This is a genomic window from Pseudomonas sp. CC120222-01a (assembly GCF_003097235.1).
Lineage (GTDB): Bacteria > Pseudomonadota > Gammaproteobacteria > Pseudomonadales > Pseudomonadaceae > Aquipseudomonas.
Map to the genome: position 1 here is coordinate 1 of NZ_QEQQ01000038.1, position 15,286 is coordinate 15,286.

Here is a 15,286-nt window from a genome sequence, read left to right on the forward strand (position 1 = left end):
CCGTTTGCCGGGCAGCATGATGTCCATGTGGTTAACGACGTCCCACGCCGACATTCGGCGGAACAGTGCCATGCCGATGATGCACCACACCAGGCTTTCAAGCGGGAGGCGGCGCTTGCGGATGGTCGAGACACCTGCGGCTTCAAAAGCCTGCTTCACAATGTCCGGATCAAGCAAAGCACCTAGTCCTTCAAGGGCATTTGGCCTTGAGGCCATTTCGTGAGTGAGGGACAGTGCTTTTGCTAGGCGCATAAAAAATCCGATGCTCGTTTCCAAGCATCGGATTTTGCGGCCTACGGGCTAAAGCTTAAAGTGTCAGTCTTAACTGACTGGCATTAGCCCGAAGGCTGGTTTCTCATCGCTGCACAGAGCAATCAACCACGCGGCTTGCCGCGGCCACGGCCAGCCGGCTTGTCACCGTCAGGCTTGCCTGGGCGCTTGCGCATTTCGCTCGGGCGTTCGGCCACGGCGCTGCCACGACTGCCTCTACGCGGGGCCTCGTCACGCGACTGACGTGCTGGGCGCTCACCCGAGGTATCGCGTGGCTGGCGTGCCGGGCGCTCAGCGGCTGCAGCACCGCCTTCATGGGCCGGGCGCAGGCTGCGCACGCGCTCGTTGCGGCCCATTGGGCGGCTCGATTTGCGCTGCAGGCGCTCCATCTTGTCCTTGGCCTTGAGGTTCAGGGTCGGCAGCGCCACCGGCTGCAGGCCCACTTCAGCGGCCAGGATGTCGATTTCGCCCTGGGTCATTTCGCGCCAGCGGCCCATCGGCAGGTCGGAGTTGAGGAACACCGGGCCGAAACGCACGCGCTTCAGGCGGCTGACCACCATGCCCTGGGATTCCCACAGGCGGCGTACCTCGCGGTTACGGCCTTCCATCACCACACAGTGGTACCAGTGGTTGAAGCCTTCGCCACCTGGCGCCTTCTGGATGTCGGTGAACTTGGCCGGGCCGTCTTCGAGCATCACGCCCGCCTTCAGGCGATCGATCATCTCGTCGTCGACTTCACCACGTACACGCACGGCGTACTCACGGTCCATCTCGTAGGACGGGTGCATCAGGCGGTTGGCCAGTTCGCCGTCGGTGGTGAACAGCAGCAGGCCGGTGGTGTTGATGTCGAGGCGGCCGATGTTGATCCAGCGGCCTTCCTTCGGCCGCGGCAGGCGGTCGAATACGGTCGGGCGGCCTTCCGGGTCGTCACGGGTGCAGATCTCGCCATCGGGCTTGTTGTACATGATCACCCGGCGCGTGGCCTCGGCGGCCTCTTCGCGCTTGATCAGCTTGCCGTCGACGGTGATGGCGTCGTGCAGGTCGACGCGCAGGCCGAGGGTGGCCTCGACGCCGTTGACCTTGATGCGGCCCTGGCTGATCCAGGCTTCGACGTCACGGCGCGAACCAACGCCGATGCGCGCCAGCACTTTCTGCAGCTTTTCGCCGGCTGGCGGGGTGATTTCGGTATTTTGCAGGTCTTGCTCACTCATCTGGGCACCTCCCGGTGTAGGAATGAAAACAGGGTCTTGGCGACGAACGCGCCAAAGGGCCGCGCATCATACGCGGTTCCCTGGAGGAACGCACTGGAGGGTAGAGGGTTTTGTAGGGCTGGAGGGTAAATTCTGCCCAGCGGGCTTGATGCTGCCTGTACCGGCCTCATCGCGGGCAAGCCCGCGATGAGGCCGGTACAGGCAATATCAAGGTTCGGACTTGCCCTCTTCCTCCACCGAGGCCTCGGGCTCCTCTTCACGCAGGTCGTCGAAGTCGGTCTTCAACCCTTCCTCCATCTGGTCCAGCTCCACCAGCAAGCTGCGGAAGCTGGTCTCTTCCTTCGGCTCGCCGACGGCTTCCTCTTCGCCCAGGCTGGCATCGGCCAAGGCCTGTATATGCGCCGGCACCGGGGCATCATCCGGGTCGAGCAGCGGTTCTGGCTCCATCTCGCGCAGTTCGGCCAGCGCTGGCAACTCGTCCAGGCTCTTGAGGTTGAAGTGATCGAGAAACGCCTTGGTGGTGGCGAACATCGCCGGGCGCCCAGGCACCTCGCGGTAGCCGACCACACGAATCCACTCGCGCTCCATCAGCGTCTTGATGATGTTGCTGTTGACCGCCACGCCCCGCACATCCTCGATCTCGCCACGGGTGATGGGCTGGCGGTAGGCGATCAGCGCCATGGTCTCGAGCAAGGCGCGGGAATAACGCTGCGGGCGCTCCTCCCACAGCCGGCCAACCCAGGGCGCGAAATCTTCACGAATCTGCAAGCGGTAACCTGTGGCCACTTCCTTGAGCTCGAAAGCCCGCCCGGCGCAGGACTTGTCGAGCACTTCCAGGGCTTTCTTGAAGACTTTCGGCTCGGGGCGCTCGGCCTCTTCGAACAGCTCGTAGAGCCGTTCGAGGGACTGCGGCTTGCCCGAGGCGAGCAGAAAGGCTTCGATCAGCGACGCCAGGTCGCGGGGTTCATTCAGATTCATCAGGTTCTTCGACAGACTCGGGGCGCAGCCGCACATGGATCGGCGCAAAGGGCTCATTCTGCACCAGTTCGACCAGCGATTCCTTCACCAGCTCGAGGATCGCCATGAAGGTCACCACCACGCCGAGCTTGCCCTCCTCGGGCGTGAACAGCGCGACGAACGGCACGAAGGCGCCGCCCTTGAGGCGCTCCAGCACGTCGCTCATGCGCTCGCGGGTAGACAGTGTCTCGCGGGTAATCTGGTGGCTTTCGAACAGGTCGTTGCGGCGCATGACCTCGGCCATGGACACCAGCAGCTCTTCCAGGCTGACCTGCGGCAACAGCTTGCGCACCTTGGCTTGCGGGGCTTCAAGACGCGGCACGACGATCTCGCGACCCACCCGCGGCAGCTCGTCGATGCCCTCGGCGGCAGCCTTGAAGCGCTCGTACTCCTGCAGGCGGCGGATCAGCTCGGCGCGCGGGTCGCCCTCCTCTTCCTCGACCTCGGCCGAGCGCGGCAACAGCATGCGCGACTTGATCTCGGCAAGCATCGCAGCCATCACCAGGTATTCGGCGGCCAGCTCCAGGCGCACGCTCTTCATCAATTCGACGTAGCCCATGTACTGGCGGGTGATTTCCGCCACCGGGATGTCGAGGATGTCGATGTTCTGTTTGCGGATCAGGTACAGCAACAGGTCCAGCGGGCCCTCGAAGGCTTCGAGGATGACTTCCAGGGCGTCCGGCGGAATGTACAGGTCCACCGGCATTTCGGTCAGCGCTTCGCCGTAGACCAGCGCCAGCTGCAACTGCTGTGGCGGCGGCTCGATCTGTTCTGCCGGCGCCTCGGGTGCTTCCACCTGGCTCACGCGTTGACCATGAACGGCGTGGGGTCGCCGCAGCCTTCGCGGATCAGTTCAGGCTCGTCGCCGGACAGGTCGATGATGGTCGAAGCCTTGAGGTCGCCAAAGCCACCGTCGATGACCAGGTCGACATGGTGCTCCAGGCGCTCGCGAATCTCGTAGGGGTCGGTCATCGGCTCGGTGTCGCCCGGCAGGATGAGGCTCACGCTCATCAGCGGCTCGCCCAGTTCAGCCAGCAGCGCCAAGGTGATAGCGTGGTCCGGCACGCGCAGGCCGATGGTGCGGCGCTTTTCATGCAGCAGCAGGCGCGGCACTTCGCGGGTACCGTTGAGGATGAAGGTATAGGGCCCGGGTACATGGGCCTTGAGCAGGCGGAAGATGCCGGTGTCGACCTTGGCGTACAGCCCCAGTTGCGACATGTCGCAGCACATCAGGGTGAAGTTGTGGGTCTTGTCCAGGCCGCGCAGGCGGCGCACCCGCTCGATCGCCGCCTTGTCGCCGATCTGGCAACCCAGGGCATAGGCCGAGTCGGTCGGGTAGACCACCACGCCGCCCTTGCGGATGATTTCCACCGCCTGGCGGATCAGGCGCGGCTGAGGGTTCTCCGGATGAATCTGGAAAAATTGGCTCACGAAGTCGTCCTGTTCATAGCGCCATAAGCTGTTCATGACTGAATCGACGCCACAGAGGTGGCAAGTCCTCGGGCAATGGCCGGTAGGCACCGATCTCGCCCCAGGTGCCGGGGCCGTGGAAATCGCTGCCAGCGCTTGCCAGCAGGCCGAACTCACGGGTAAGGATGGACATCGTGCCCACCTGCTCGGCCGGCATCATCCCGTTGACCACTTCAAGTGCCTGCCCGCCTGCCTGAATATAGTCGGCAATCAGCCGCCTGCGCTTGCTGCGGGTCAGATCGTAGTGCATGGGATGCGCAAGGCTCACCCAGGCGTTTGACTGGCGCAGGGTGGCGACAGTTTCCTCGAGCGTCGGCCAGTGCTGCTTGACGTCGCCCAGCTTGCCGGCCCCCAGCCACTTGCGGAAGGCCTCGGCACGGTCCTTGACATGACCGGCGCGCACCATGAACTCGGCAAAATGCGGCCGCGCCGGGGCGTTGCCGCTGTCCCCCAGTTCCTGCTGCACGGCCCGCGCGCCGTCGAGGGCGCCTGGCATGCCCTTGGCCGCCAACCGTTTGTCGATTTCCTCGGCACGCAACCAGCGGCCACGGTGCAGGGCCTCGATGGCCTGGAGCAAGGGCGGTGCATCGAGCGGGAAGTGGTAGCCCAGCACGTGGATGGTCGCGCCACCCCAGGTGCACGACAGCTCTACCCCGCTGACCCAGCGCATGCCCCGCGCGTGGCAGGCCTGGCGCGCTTCGGGCAGCCCTTCGAGGGTGTCGTGGTCGGTCAGTGCCAGCGTTTGCACCCCGTGCTCATGGGCCCGGGCGACCAGGTCCGTGGGCGACAGGGCGCCATCGGAGGCCGTGCTGTGACAGTGCAGATCAACATTCATGGAGGAGCGCTTTCGCTGGAATCGATGTTTGTTATTATGCCGTCACATCCCGATTCTGGCTGCCATTGTGAAACAATTCATCGATTTCATCCCGCTGCTGCTGTTCTTCATCGTCTACAAGCTCGACCCGCGTCCGCTGGACGTCGCCGGCCACAGCTTCGAATTCGGCGGCATCTACAGCGCCACGGCGATGCTGATCATCAGCTCGCTGGTGGTGTACGGCGCGCTGTTCCTGCGCCAGCGCAAGCTGGAGAAGGGCCAGTGGCTGACCCTGGTCGCCTGCCTGGTGTTCGGCGGCCTGACCCTGACCTTCCACAGCGAAACCTTCCTCAAGTGGAAGGCGCCGGTGGTCAACTGGCTGTTCGCCCTGGGCTTCGCCGGTAGCCACTTCATCGGCGACCGGGTGCTGATCAAGCGCATCATGGGCCACGCATTGACCCTGCCCGATGCCATCTGGTCGCGCCTGAACGTGGCCTGGATCGCCTTCTTCGTGTTCTGCGGCGCCGCCAACCTGTTCGTGGCCTTCACCTTCCAGGACTTCTGGGTCGACTTCAAGGTGTTCGGCAGCCTGGGCATGACCGTGATCTTCCTGGTGGCGCAGGGTGTGTACCTGTCGCGTCACCTGCACGACGACCCTTCCACCTCCAAACCCAAGGATTGACATGCTCTACGCCATCATCGCCAGCGACGTCGCGAACTCCCTGGAAAAACGCCTGGCCGCACGCCCGGCGCACATCGAGCGCCTGCAGCAGCTCAAGGCCGAAGGCCGCGTGGTGCTGGCCGGCCCGCACCCGGCCATCGACAGCAACGACCCAGGTGAAGCCGGCTTCAGCGGCAGCCTGATCGTCGCCGAGTTCGACTCCCTGGCCGCCGCCCAGGCCTGGGCCGATGCCGACCCGTACATCGCCGCGGGCGTGTACGACAAGGTCATCGTCAAGCCGTTCAAGCAAGTCCTGCCCTGACCGGCCACCGCGTCGCCGATCACTCTGGCGACGCGGTCTGCCCCTTCTAATTGCACGCTCGAATTACACAGTCGTCCCCAGTCTGCGGTATCTTTGCCACTGGCGAGCGCGTCAGACGCCGTCGATTTGAATTGAGTGAGTCATGAGCGAGCTGTTACTGATTGATGATGACCAGGAACTCTGCGAGCTGCTCGGCAGCTGGCTGACCCAGGAAGGGTTTGCGGTACGCGCCTGCCACGATGGCCAGAGCGCGCGACAGGCGTTGGCCGAGCAGGCTCCGGCGGCCGTGGTGCTGGATGTGATGCTGCCCGACGGCAGCGGCCTGGAGCTGCTCAAGCAGCTGCGCAGCGAACACGCCGAGCTGCCGGTGCTAATGCTGTCGGCCCGCGGCGAACCCCTGGACCGCATCCTCGGCCTGGAACTGGGCGCCGACGATTACCTGGCCAAGCCCTGCGACCCTCGTGAGCTCACCGCCCGCCTGCGCGCCGTGCTGCGCCGCAGCCACCCCACCGCCACCACCACCCAGCTGGAGATCGGCGACCTGGCGTTCAGCCCGGTGCGTGGCGTGGTCAGCATCGACGGCCGCGACATGAGCCTGACGCTGTCCGAAAGCCGCATCCTCGAAGCGCTGCTGCGCCAGCCGGGCGAGCCGCTGGACAAACAGGAACTGGCGCAGATCGCCTTGGGGCGCAAGCTGACCCTGTATGACCGCAGCCTGGACATGCACGTCAGCAACCTGCGCAAGAAGGTCGGCCCACACCCCGATGGTCGGCCGCGGATCGTGGCACTGCGTAGCCGCGGTTACTACTACAGCCTGTAAACCTGCATGGGGCCGCCTGTGCCCCATCTTTACCCTGCCTTTACCGTCCGCTGACTGCGCTTGACCTTGATCTCCCTAGACTGAGCTCATCCGGTAAACACCGGCCCATGACAGGAGAGACACCATGCGCAAGACCCTTATCGCCCTGATGTTCGCCGCCGCCCTGCCGACCGTGGCCATGGCCATGCCTGAAGGCGGCCCGCGTCACGACGGCCCGCATCATCGCGGTGATGCGCCTTTCGCCCAACTGGACCTGAGCCGCGACCAGCGCCAGCAGATCGGCAAGCTGATGGGCGAGCAGATGCAGCACCGCCGCGAGATCACCGAGCGCTACCTGGACAAGCTGCCGGCAGCCGACCAGAAGGCCATGAAAGACGAGCTCAAGGCCAGCCACGACAAGACCGACAGCCAGGTCCGCGCGCTGCTCAAGCCTGATCAGCAGAAGAAGTTCGATGAACTGCAAAAGGAACGCGAAGCACGCAAGGCTGAATGGAAAGAGTTCCAGGCCTGGAAAGCTGCAAAAGCCACCAAGGCCCAGTAAGCTTCTCGCTCAATGCCCGGCCCGCCTCAAGCGGGCCGGGCTTTTCCCGTTTACAGGAGGTGCTCTTGCGTTCTCTGTTCTGGCGCATCCTGGCCAGCTTCTGGCTGGCCATTACCCTGGTCGCGGGCCTGTCGATCCTGCTCGGCCACATGCTCAACCAGGACGCCTGGATCCTCAGCCGCCACCCCGGCCTCAAGACCATGGCCAGCCATTGGGCCAAGCATTATGAGCAGGAGGGCCTGGAGTCGGCCCAGGCCTTCCTGGAGCGCCGCAAGGAGCGCTACAAGATTGATGTGCAGGTGCTCGACGACAGTGGCGATGCCGTGGTGCCTGGCACCTTCCCGCGCCGCGCGGCGGCATTTGAGGCGCGCCAGCACAATGACGAGCGCCGCCTGCCGTGGCGCCGGCTGACCGAGGAATACACCAGCCCCGACAGCGGCAACACCTACCTGTTGATCTACCGCATCCCGCACCCGGAGCTGGACGCCTGGCACCGCGAGAGCCTGCTCTGGCCGTTGAGTGCCCTGGGCATCGCGCTGGTGGTGCTGACCTTGTTCAGCCTGCTGGTAACCCTGTCGATCACCCGCCCGCTGAGCCGCCTGCGCGGCGCCGTTCACGACCTTGGCCAGGCCAGCTACCAACAGAACAGCCTGGCCCGGCTGGCGGCACGGCGTGACGAGTTCGGCGTGCTGGCCAAGGACTTCAACAAGATGGGTGCACGCCTGCAGAGCCTGATCGGCAGCCAGCGCCAGCTGCTGCGCGACGTGTCCCACGAGCTGCGTTCACCGCTGGCGCGCCTGCGCATTGCCCTGGCTCTGGCCGAGCGCGCCGAAACCGAACAGCGCCAGGCCCTGTGGCCACGCCTGACCCGTGAATGCGACCGCCTGGAAGACCTGATCAGCGAAATCCTGACCTTGGCCCGGGTCGATGCCGAGCAGGCCCATGCCGAACCTGTCGACCTTAACGCGCTGCTCGGCAGCGTGCGCAAGGATGCTCAGCTCAGTGCGCCGGAGCAGGAAGTGAAGCTGGAGGCGCAGCCGGGGCTGACGCTGCAAGGCTGGCCGACACTGATCGAGCGTGCCGTGGACAACCTGGTGCGCAATGCCCTGCGCTTCAACCCGGAGGGGCAACCGATCGAGATCAGTGCGCAGCGCGAGCAGGACAAGATCGTGCTGAGCGTGCGCGACCATGGGCCAGGGGCGGCGCCGGAGCACCTGGCGCAGTTGGGTGAGCCGTTCTTCCGGGCGCCGGGGCAGGAAGCGGCTGGGCACGGGCTGGGGTTGGCGATTGCGCGCAAGGCGGCCGAGCGGCATGGCGGGAGCCTGGTGCTGGAGAATCATCCACAGGGTGGGTTCGTGGCTCGGGTGGAGTTGCCGCTGGCGGTAGTGACGGGCAGTTAACGTGATGCTGGGGCCGCCGGCCCTTTCGCGGGCAAGCCCGCGAAGAAGCCAACGCGTTACTCGCCCCAGGTAGCGACATAATCGGCGGTTTCCAGAATCGGCGCCGTACGCGGTTCAGCCATCGGCGTACCGACATACAGGTAGCCAATCAGCTCCTCGTTCTCGGCCAGGCCCAGCCCTTTATGCACATGGGCATCGAAGGCCATGTCACCGGTGCGCCACACTGCGCCGATCCCCTGGGCATGCGCCGCAATCAGGATGCCATGGGCCGCGCAACCCGCCGCCAGGCGCTGCTCGGACTTGGGCACCTTGAAGTGGTCCTGCAGCTTGGCGATCACCACGATCAGCAATGGCGCACGCAGCGGCATCGCACGTGCCTTGTCCAGCGCAGCCTGGCTGGCGTCGCCCTTGTGCTGCACCGCTTCGGCAAACAGCTCACCGAGCTTGTCGCGGCCCTGACCCTCGATGGTCAGGAAGCGCCACGGCCGCAGCTGGCCGTGGTCCGGTGCGCGCAAGGCGGCCTGGAACAGCGCCTCGCGCTGGGCCTCGTTGGGCGCAGGTTCGGTCAGGCGCGGCACGGATACACGGTTGAGCAATGCGTCGAGAGCCTCCATCGGCTACCCTCCTGGCAGGTGAATGTGCGGCCATTCTAGCGTTTACATCACCAGACCCATAGGTAGAATGGCGCCCTTCCGTTTCGAGTCAGAGCAGATCACATGGCGTTGCCGACCTTAAGGATCATTGGTTTCATCATCGGCATCTTCCTGATCACCCTGGCGGTCAGCATGGTCGTGCCCATGGCGACCCTGGTGATCTTCGAACGCACCGGCGACCTGCCGTCGTTCCTCTGGTCCAGCCTGATCACCTTCATTGCCGGCCTGGCCATGGTCCTGCAGGGCCGCCCCGAGCACGTCCACCTGCGGCCGCGCGACATGTACCTGCTGACCGTCAGCAGCTGGGTGGTGGTGTGCATCTTCGCCGCCCTGCCCTTCCTGCTGACCCAGCACATCAGCTACACCGACGCCTTCTTCGAGAGCATGTCCGGCATCACCGCCACCGGCGCCACGGTGCTCAGCGGGCTCGACACCATGTCACCGGGCATCCTGATGTGGCGCTCGATGCTGCACTGGCTCGGCGGCATCGGCTTCATCGCCATGGCGGTGGCGATCTTGCCGCTGCTGCGCATCGGTGGCATGCGCCTGTTCCAGACCGAGTCATCAGACCGCTCGGAAAAGGTCATGCCGCGCTCGCACATGGTCGCCAAGTCGATCGTCGGCGTGTACGTCGGCTTCTCGATCTTCGGCGCACTGGCCTTCTGGTGGGCCGGCATGAGCCCGTTCGATGCCATCAACCACGCCATGTCGGCGATCTCCACCGGCGGGTTCTCCACCTCTGACCAGTCCCTGGCCAAGTGGGACATCCCCGCCGTGCACTGGGTCGCGGTGGTGGTGATGATCATGGGCAGCCTGCCCTTCACGCTGTACGTGGCGACCTTGCGTGGCAACCGCAAGGCCCTTATCCGCGACCAGCAGGTTCAAGGATTGCTGGGCATGCTGGTGGTCACCTGGATCGTGCTCGGCACCTGGTACTGGTACACCACCAACCTGCACTGGCTCGATGCCCTGCGCCACGTAGCACTGAACGTGACCTCGGTGGTCACCACCACCGGTTTCGCCCTGGGCGACTACAGCCTGTGGGGCAACTTCTCGCTGATGCTGTTCTTCTACCTGGGCTTCGTTGGCGGCTGCTCCGGCTCCACCGCCGGCGGTATCAAGATCTTCCGCTTCCAGGTGGCCTACATCCTGCTCAAGGCCAGCCTCAACCAGCTGATCCACCCGCGCGCGGTGATCAAGCAGAAGTACAACGGTCACCGACTGGACGAGGAAATCGTCCGCTCGATCCTGACCTTCTCGTTCTTCTTCGCTATCACCATCTGCGTGATGGCCCTGCTGCTGTCGCTGTTGGGCGTTGACTGGATGACCGCACTGACAGGCGCTGCCGGCACCGTGTCGGGCGTGGGCCCGGGCCTCGGCGAAGTGGTCGGCCCTTCGGGCAACTATTCGACGCTGCCGGATGCCGCCAAATGGGTGCTGTCGACCGGCATGCTGCTCGGCCGCCTGGAGATCATCACGGTGCTGGTGTTGTGTATGCCGGCGTTCTGGCGTCACTGACTTCGGCGGGCTCCGCACCCAGCCGGGCGCGGTATTCGCTGGGGGTGACATCGAACCAGCGGCGGAATGCCCGGTAGAAGTTGCTCGGGTCGGCAAAGCCCAGCAGGTAGGCGGTTTCCAGCAGGGTCATGCCTGGCTGGGCCAGGTATTGCTCGGCCAGCTCACGGCGAGTGTCGTCGAGCAACGTCTGGAAGCTGGTGCCCTCTTCCTGCAAGCGGCGCTGCAAGGTGCGCTGGGACAGGTGCAGGGCCTGGGCCAGGGTTTCGCGCTTGGGCTCCCCTTGCGGCAGGATGCGGCACAGGACCTGGCGCACCCGGTGAGTCACGCGGCTTTCTGAAAAACGCGCCAGGTACTCGCCGGCAAAGCGGTCATGCAGGATGGCCATGGCTTCGTTGGCAGTGGGCAATGGCGCTTCCATGTCGGCCCGCTCGAATACCAGGGCATCGTGCGGCGCACCGAAAATCAGCGGGGAATGGAATGCCACCTTGTACGGCTCGATATCCTTCGGCTGCGGCCCTTGCACCAGCACCCGACGTGGCTGCACCGGCCGGCCACTGAGCCATTTGCACAAGGCCAGCGCGCAGGCCAGCGACGCTTCGGCGCTGTGCCGGGTGGGTGGCAGGTGATCGCCGTGCACGGTCAGAATCAGCGAATAGCCTTCAGGGCCGAGGATGAAGCTCAGGTCCGAGCTTTCGGCAATGATGCGCTGGTAGCGCACCAGCCGCTCGAAACCTTCGGCCAGGGTGCGGCTGGACATCAACGCATAGCCCACCACATGGAACGAAGCCGGGCGCACCACCCGCGCCATGTTCAGGCCAATGGCTTCGTTGCCCGAGAGTTCGACCGCGAGCTGCCAGAGGCGGGTCATGGCGTCTTGCGGAAAGCGTGCATCCGGGTCGTCGAGTGCAGCGAAATCCAGCCCCAGCTGCTTGAACATGGCCGGGCAATCGAGCCCTTCCAGCTCCAGCGCCTTGACAATCCCTGATGCCCAGCTGGCTGACGTGGTTCTTTCACTCATGGCAGGCTTCTTATACTGACCGCTACTTGCGGTGAACCCCAAGGATACTCATTTGGCGCCTATTGTCACTGGCCGGCACCGCCAATGACTCTAGACTCGATTCAGGCTCCACGCCGTGTATCCTGTCCAAAAGTGATAATCCCGGAGCACTGCCCATGACCAGCACCGCGCAGTTTCGCAGTTTCGCCGAGTTCTATCCGTATTACCTGGGGGAACACAGCAACCCCACCTGCCGACGCCTGCACTTCGTCGGCACCAGCCTGGTGATTGCCTTGCTCGCCTACACCATCGGCAGCGGCAAGTGGTGGCTACTGCTGGCCGTACCGTTTTGCGGGTACGGCTTCGCCTGGGTCGGGCATTTCTTCTACGAGCGGAACAAGCCAGCGACGTTCAAGCACCCGTGGTACAGCTTGATCGGTGATTTCGCCATGTTCCGCGACATCCTGCTCGGCAGGATCAGCCTCTAGGCCGGCTCGCGCAGGGCCGTCTCGGCTTCGGCCTGGCGGGCCTGTGCGTCGGCCAGCCGATACAGCTCGATGCTGCCATCCCAGTGCTCGATCAGCGCCGTGCACGACTCCACCCAATCGCCACAGTTGAGGTATTCCACCTCCCCCACCTGGCGAATCTCGGCATGGTGGATGTGCCCGCAGACCACCCCGTGAAAGCCGCGACGGGTGCATTCATGGGCAATCGCATCCTCGAAGTCGCTGATGAAGTTCACCGCGCCCTTGACCTTGTGCTTGAGGTACGCCGACAGCGACCAATAGCCATACCCGTAGCGCGCCCGCCAATGGTTGAGCCAGCGGTTGAGCACCAGGGTGAATTCGTAGGCGCGGTCGCCAAGGAAGGCCAGCCAGCGGTGATAGCGGGTGATCACGTCGAACTGGTCACCATGGATCACCAGCAGGCGACGGCCATCGGCGGTCAGGTGCTCGGCCTCGTCCACCAACTGGATGTTGCCCAGCATCAGTTTCGAGTAACGCCGCAGGAATTCGTCATGGTTGCCGGTGACGTAGATCACCTCGGTACCGCGCTTGCTCATGGTCAGCAAGCGGCGGATCACATTGGTGTGGGCTTGCGGCCAGTAGATGCCGCTGCGCAGCTTCCAGCCATCGATGATATCGCCAACCAGGTAGATGCGATCGGCCTGATAACCCTTGAGAAACTGCGACAGGTGTTCGGCCTGGCAATCACGTGTACCCAGGTGCACGTCGGATATCCACAACGTGCGCACGCGCTGCTTGCGTGACGGGCGAGAGAGTTCGGCATGGGTCATGGGCAGGCTCCGGCGCTGTTTGCTGGAGACTGGCAGGCCCAGATGACAGGTTGGTGGCAGGGATGTGACGAGTGATGGTCTGCCACGAATGCGGCACAATGGCGGACAGCCCCACGAGGATGCCCCATGGCCGGCCCGATACTTTCCTTGCGCCACTACCGCGACGAACTGATCGCCCACAGTCACGAACACCCGCAATTGGTGTTCGGCCTGCACGGTCGCCTGGACTTCGAGGTGCAGGGCCACGGCGCCAAGGTCGCCCGCCGGGGGCTGATGGTGGTGCCCGCTGGCGCCCATCACACCTGCGCCAGTGATGTCGGCAGCGATTGCCTGGTGCTGGATGTACCGGACGAGCACTGGCTGCACGAGCAACTCGGCACGCATGCCGATGCCAGCCGGCGCCTGCTCGACCAGCCAGGCGCACGGGGACTGGATGAGCGCCAGCAGCAGTTGGTGGACTGGCTGGCGGCGAGCCCCATGGACGACCCGCTGATTGCCCGGCAAGGCGCGGTGTTATTGCTCGCCAGCCTCAACCCCAGCGCCTCGGCCAGGGTCACGCCCAGCCATCGCCTGCCCTATGCCGCATTCGATGCGCATATCGAGCAGCATGCCGCTTACCCCTTGCAGGTGGCCGACCTGGCGCGCATCGCGGGTTTGTCCAGTGCCCGGCTGCATGCACGGTTTAGCGCCGAGTGCGGTATGACGCCGATGGACTACATCCGCCAGCGGCGCCTGCTCAAGGCCAGGCGGCTGGTCATTCAGACCTTGCTGCCGATGGGGGAGATTGCGGCGCAGGTGGGGTACAGCTCGCAGAGTGCATTTTCCGCTGCGATGCTGCGGGCGTTTGGTTGCTCGCCGCTGGCCATGCGGCGAGAGCCTGGCGACAACTGACGGCAGGATGGCGACAGAATGCATTGGCCTGGGGCAATACACTTTGCCTGCACCGGCCCCTTCGCGGGTAAACCCGCTCCCACAGGGATCTTGCAGATTCTGAAACCAGTGCAGTACTTGTGGGAGCGGGTTTACCCGCGAAGAGGCCAGCAAAGCCAGTAAAGAATCAAAGGACTTGCAATGAACCACCGCACTGCCCTCGGCGCCCTGCACATCGGCGCGTTGTTCTTCGGCCTGACCGGCGTCTTCGGCAAACTGGCCGCCAGCGCCAGCCCGGCGATCATCGTCTTCGGCCGCGCCGCCTTCGCCGTGCTGGCCCTGACGCTGTTCGCCAGCCTCACCGGCCCCGGCTGGCGGCGCCTGAGCGGCCAGGACGTGCGACGCCTGCTGCTCGGCGGCGTGCTGCTGGCCGGCCACTGGGTCAGTTTCTTCATCGCCGTGAAGGTTGGCGGCGTAGCCATCGCCACCCTGGGTTTCGCCAGCTTCCCGGCCTTCACCGTGATCCTCGAAGGCCTGCTGTTCCGCGAGCGCATCCGACGCAACGAAGGCGTGCTGGTGGTGCTGGTCAGCATCGGCCTGATACTGGTCACCCCAGAATTCGACCTGGCCAGCCAGGCCACCGGCGGCCTGCTCTGGGCCTTGCTCTCCGGCTTGCTGTTCTCGTTGCTGTCGCTGACCAACCGTGCCGGCTCCGGGCGCTTGCCCGCCGTGCAGGCGGCGCTGTGGCAAAACCTGGTGGTCGGCTTGTGCCTGCTGCCCTTCGCCGGCCCGGGGCTGAGCCAGGTCGCCCGCATCGACTGGTTGTGGATCGCCTTGCTCGGGGTCTTCTGCACCGGCGTCGCCCACAGCCTCTTCGTGGCCAGCCTGGCGGTGATCAAGGCGCGCACCGCCGCCGTGGTGTTTGCCATGGAACCGGTCTACGGCATCGCCGTGGCCTGGGCGGTATTTGCCGAAACGCCAACCCTGCGCATGCTGCTGGGTGGCGTGCTGATCATCTTCGCCATCGTGCTGTCGAGCCGCATGGCCGCCGAGCAGCCACCCCGGCAAAAGGTTGTGGCCGAGGGCGCCTGATCAGCGATCGTTGTGGCCCAGGTCGCGCTGCGGGTCGATCTGGTCGCGCACGCGCTGCTTGAGCACCTTGGCTTCGGGGAAGCCACCGTCGGCCTTGCGCTCCCAGATCTGCACGCCATCGCAGGTGATGCGGAAGATGCCGCCGGTGCCCGGCTCCAACGCCACCCGGGCAAGGTCGTCGGAGAAGGTGCTGAGCAGCTCCTGGGCCAGCCAGGCGGCGCGCAGCAGCCATTGGCACTGCGTGCAATATGTGATGACGATTTCCGGCTTGTTGTCGGCCATGCTGAGGCATCTCCAGGTAAGGGGCCGCTTATACTAGCGGTCTTTAGCCTT

The 15,286-nt window shown here is 64.8% G+C and carries 19 protein-coding genes; 9 read left to right on the forward strand and 10 right to left on the reverse strand.

All coding sequences use genetic code 11. The annotated features are described in order from the left end of the window. From N430_RS27995 to N430_RS28020, 6 genes are all read right to left on the reverse strand, one after another. The coding region (locus tag N430_RS27995; RefSeq protein WP_256592188.1) for a transposase domain-containing protein at positions 1–276 on the reverse strand (276 nt) is incomplete at its 3' end. Positions 277–374: 98 nt separating this feature from the next. Next, a complete protein-coding gene (rluB, locus tag N430_RS28000) occupies positions 375–1,481 on the reverse strand; it encodes a 23S rRNA pseudouridine(2605) synthase RluB (protein ID WP_110636833.1) in 1,107 nt (368 codons plus the stop codon). A 207-nt stretch (positions 1,482–1,688) separates the two neighbouring features. Next, entirely contained in the window at positions 1,689–2,459 is a 771-nt protein-coding gene (scpB, locus tag N430_RS28005) for an SMC-Scp complex subunit ScpB (protein WP_110636836.1), read from the reverse strand. Beyond that, complete coding sequence (locus N430_RS28010) at positions 2,446–3,171, reverse strand: ScpA family protein (protein WP_165837396.1); 726 nt, start codon at positions 3,169–3,171, stop codon at positions 2,446–2,448. Before N430_RS28010 ends, scpB begins: the two co-directional genes overlap by 14 nt. A 128-nt stretch (positions 3,172–3,299) precedes the next feature. Then, complete coding sequence (locus N430_RS28015) at positions 3,300–3,929, reverse strand: L-threonylcarbamoyladenylate synthase (RefSeq protein WP_085675920.1); 630 nt, start codon at positions 3,927–3,929, stop codon at positions 3,300–3,302. Between the two features lie 13 nt (positions 3,930–3,942). Then, on the reverse strand, positions 3,943–4,803 hold the full coding sequence (locus N430_RS28020; RefSeq protein ID WP_110636842.1) for a PHP domain-containing protein: 861 nt from the start codon (positions 4,801–4,803) through the stop codon (positions 3,943–3,945). A gap of 67 nt (positions 4,804–4,870) precedes the next feature. Between N430_RS28020 and N430_RS28025 the strand changes: the two genes are divergently transcribed. The 5 genes from N430_RS28025 to N430_RS28045 all read left to right on the forward strand — a co-directional run bounded on the left by N430_RS28025 (position 4,871) and on the right by N430_RS28045 (position 8,526). Further along, complete coding sequence (locus N430_RS28025) at positions 4,871–5,464, forward strand: septation protein A (RefSeq protein ID WP_218278067.1); 594 nt, start codon at positions 4,871–4,873, stop codon at positions 5,462–5,464. A gap of 1 nt (position 5,465) precedes the next feature. After that, the gene (locus tag N430_RS28030; RefSeq protein WP_008091826.1) at positions 5,466–5,765 is read left to right on the forward strand and encodes a YciI family protein; all 300 of its coding nucleotides are present in this window, start codon (positions 5,466–5,468) and stop codon (positions 5,763–5,765) included. Positions 5,766–5,907: 142 nt separating this feature from the next. Beyond that, a complete protein-coding gene (locus N430_RS28035) occupies positions 5,908–6,585 on the forward strand; it encodes a response regulator transcription factor (RefSeq protein ID WP_110636848.1) in 678 nt (225 codons plus the stop codon). 124 nt (positions 6,586–6,709) lie between these two features. Further along, positions 6,710–7,126 carry a Spy/CpxP family protein refolding chaperone gene (locus N430_RS28040; RefSeq protein ID WP_110636851.1) on the forward strand — a complete coding sequence of 139 codons (417 nt, stop codon included), beginning with the start codon at positions 6,710–6,712 and terminating at the stop codon, positions 7,124–7,126. 59 nt (positions 7,127–7,185) lie between these two features. Beyond that, the gene (locus N430_RS28045) at positions 7,186–8,526 is read left to right on the forward strand and encodes a HAMP domain-containing sensor histidine kinase (protein WP_110636854.1); all 1,341 of its coding nucleotides are present in this window, start codon (positions 7,186–7,188) and stop codon (positions 8,524–8,526) included. A 56-nt stretch (positions 8,527–8,582) separates the two neighbouring features. Here N430_RS28045 and N430_RS28050 read toward each other — a convergent pair whose 3' ends face one another. Beyond that, a complete protein-coding gene (locus N430_RS28050; RefSeq protein WP_110636857.1) occupies positions 8,583–9,140 on the reverse strand; it encodes an NAD(P)H nitroreductase in 558 nt (185 codons plus the stop codon). A gap of 102 nt (positions 9,141–9,242) precedes the next feature. On the opposite strand from N430_RS28050, the gene N430_RS28055 reads away from it, so the two are divergent. Beyond that, a complete protein-coding gene (locus N430_RS28055) occupies positions 9,243–10,697 on the forward strand; it encodes a TrkH family potassium uptake protein (RefSeq protein WP_103446407.1) in 1,455 nt (484 codons plus the stop codon). Here the strand turns inward: N430_RS28055 and N430_RS28060 are convergent. Then, on the reverse strand, positions 10,654–11,715 hold the full coding sequence (locus N430_RS28060) for an AraC family transcriptional regulator (protein WP_103446406.1): 1,062 nt from the start codon (positions 11,713–11,715) through the stop codon (positions 10,654–10,656). The genes N430_RS28055 and N430_RS28060 overlap by 44 nt on opposite strands. A 155-nt stretch (positions 11,716–11,870) precedes the next feature. Here N430_RS28060 and N430_RS28065 point away from each other — a divergent pair, with 155 nt between their 5' ends. Beyond that, positions 11,871–12,182 (forward strand): DUF962 domain-containing protein, encoded by a 312-nt coding sequence (locus N430_RS28065; protein WP_110636860.1) that lies wholly within the window; start codon positions 11,871–11,873, stop codon positions 12,180–12,182. On the opposite strand, the gene N430_RS28070 is transcribed toward N430_RS28065, so the two are convergent. Next, positions 12,179–12,991 carry a UDP-2,3-diacylglucosamine diphosphatase gene (locus N430_RS28070; protein WP_110636863.1) on the reverse strand — a complete coding sequence of 271 codons (813 nt, stop codon included), beginning with the start codon at positions 12,989–12,991 and terminating at the stop codon, positions 12,179–12,181. The two genes, N430_RS28065 and N430_RS28070, sit on opposite strands and share 4 nt — an antisense overlap. A gap of 126 nt (positions 12,992–13,117) precedes the next feature. Here N430_RS28070 and N430_RS28075 point away from each other — a divergent pair, with 126 nt between their 5' ends. Then, entirely contained in the window at positions 13,118–13,882 is a 765-nt protein-coding gene (locus N430_RS28075) for an AraC family transcriptional regulator (protein ID WP_110636866.1), read from the forward strand. A gap of 180 nt (positions 13,883–14,062) precedes the next feature. Next, positions 14,063–14,953: a DMT family transporter gene (locus tag N430_RS28080; protein ID WP_110636869.1), complete on the forward strand. Its 891-nt coding sequence runs from the start codon at positions 14,063–14,065 to the stop codon at positions 14,951–14,953. On the opposite strand, the gene N430_RS28085 is transcribed toward N430_RS28080, so the two are convergent. Beyond that, entirely contained in the window at positions 14,954–15,235 is a 282-nt protein-coding gene (locus N430_RS28085) for a SelT/SelW/SelH family protein (protein ID WP_110636872.1), read from the reverse strand. Between the last annotated feature and the right edge of the window lie 51 nt (positions 15,236–15,286).

Excerpts from the sequence above, each read along its gene's own strand:
- rluB (WP_110636833.1), bottom strand. The coding sequence starts at position 1,481 with ATGAGTGAGCAAGACCTGCAAAATACCGAAATCACCCCGCCAGCCGGC.
- scpB (WP_110636836.1), bottom strand. The coding sequence starts at position 2,459 with ATGAATCTGAATGAACCCCGCGACCTGGCGTCGCTGATCGAAGCCTTT.
- N430_RS28020 (WP_110636842.1), bottom strand. The coding sequence starts at position 4,803 with ATGAATGTTGATCTGCACTGTCACAGCACGGCCTCCGATGGCGCCCTG.
- N430_RS28030 (WP_008091826.1), top strand. The coding sequence starts at position 5,466 with ATGCTCTACGCCATCATCGCCAGCGACGTCGCGAACTCCCTGGAAAAA.
- N430_RS28035 (WP_110636848.1), top strand. The coding sequence starts at position 5,908 with ATGAGCGAGCTGTTACTGATTGATGATGACCAGGAACTCTGCGAGCTG.
- N430_RS28040 (WP_110636851.1), top strand. The coding sequence starts at position 6,710 with ATGCGCAAGACCCTTATCGCCCTGATGTTCGCCGCCGCCCTGCCGACC.
- N430_RS28050 (WP_110636857.1), bottom strand. The coding sequence starts at position 9,140 with ATGGAGGCTCTCGACGCATTGCTCAACCGTGTATCCGTGCCGCGCCTG.
- N430_RS28055 (WP_103446407.1), top strand. The coding sequence starts at position 9,243 with ATGGCGTTGCCGACCTTAAGGATCATTGGTTTCATCATCGGCATCTTC.
- N430_RS28060 (WP_103446406.1), bottom strand. The coding sequence starts at position 11,715 with ATGAGTGAAAGAACCACGTCAGCCAGCTGGGCATCAGGGATTGTCAAG.
- N430_RS28065 (WP_110636860.1), top strand. The coding sequence starts at position 11,871 with ATGACCAGCACCGCGCAGTTTCGCAGTTTCGCCGAGTTCTATCCGTAT.
- N430_RS28070 (WP_110636863.1), bottom strand. The coding sequence starts at position 12,991 with ATGACCCATGCCGAACTCTCTCGCCCGTCACGCAAGCAGCGCGTGCGC.
- N430_RS28075 (WP_110636866.1), top strand. The coding sequence starts at position 13,118 with ATGGCCGGCCCGATACTTTCCTTGCGCCACTACCGCGACGAACTGATC.
- N430_RS28080 (WP_110636869.1), top strand. The coding sequence starts at position 14,063 with ATGAACCACCGCACTGCCCTCGGCGCCCTGCACATCGGCGCGTTGTTC.
- N430_RS28085 (WP_110636872.1), bottom strand. The coding sequence starts at position 15,235 with ATGGCCGACAACAAGCCGGAAATCGTCATCACATATTGCACGCAGTGC.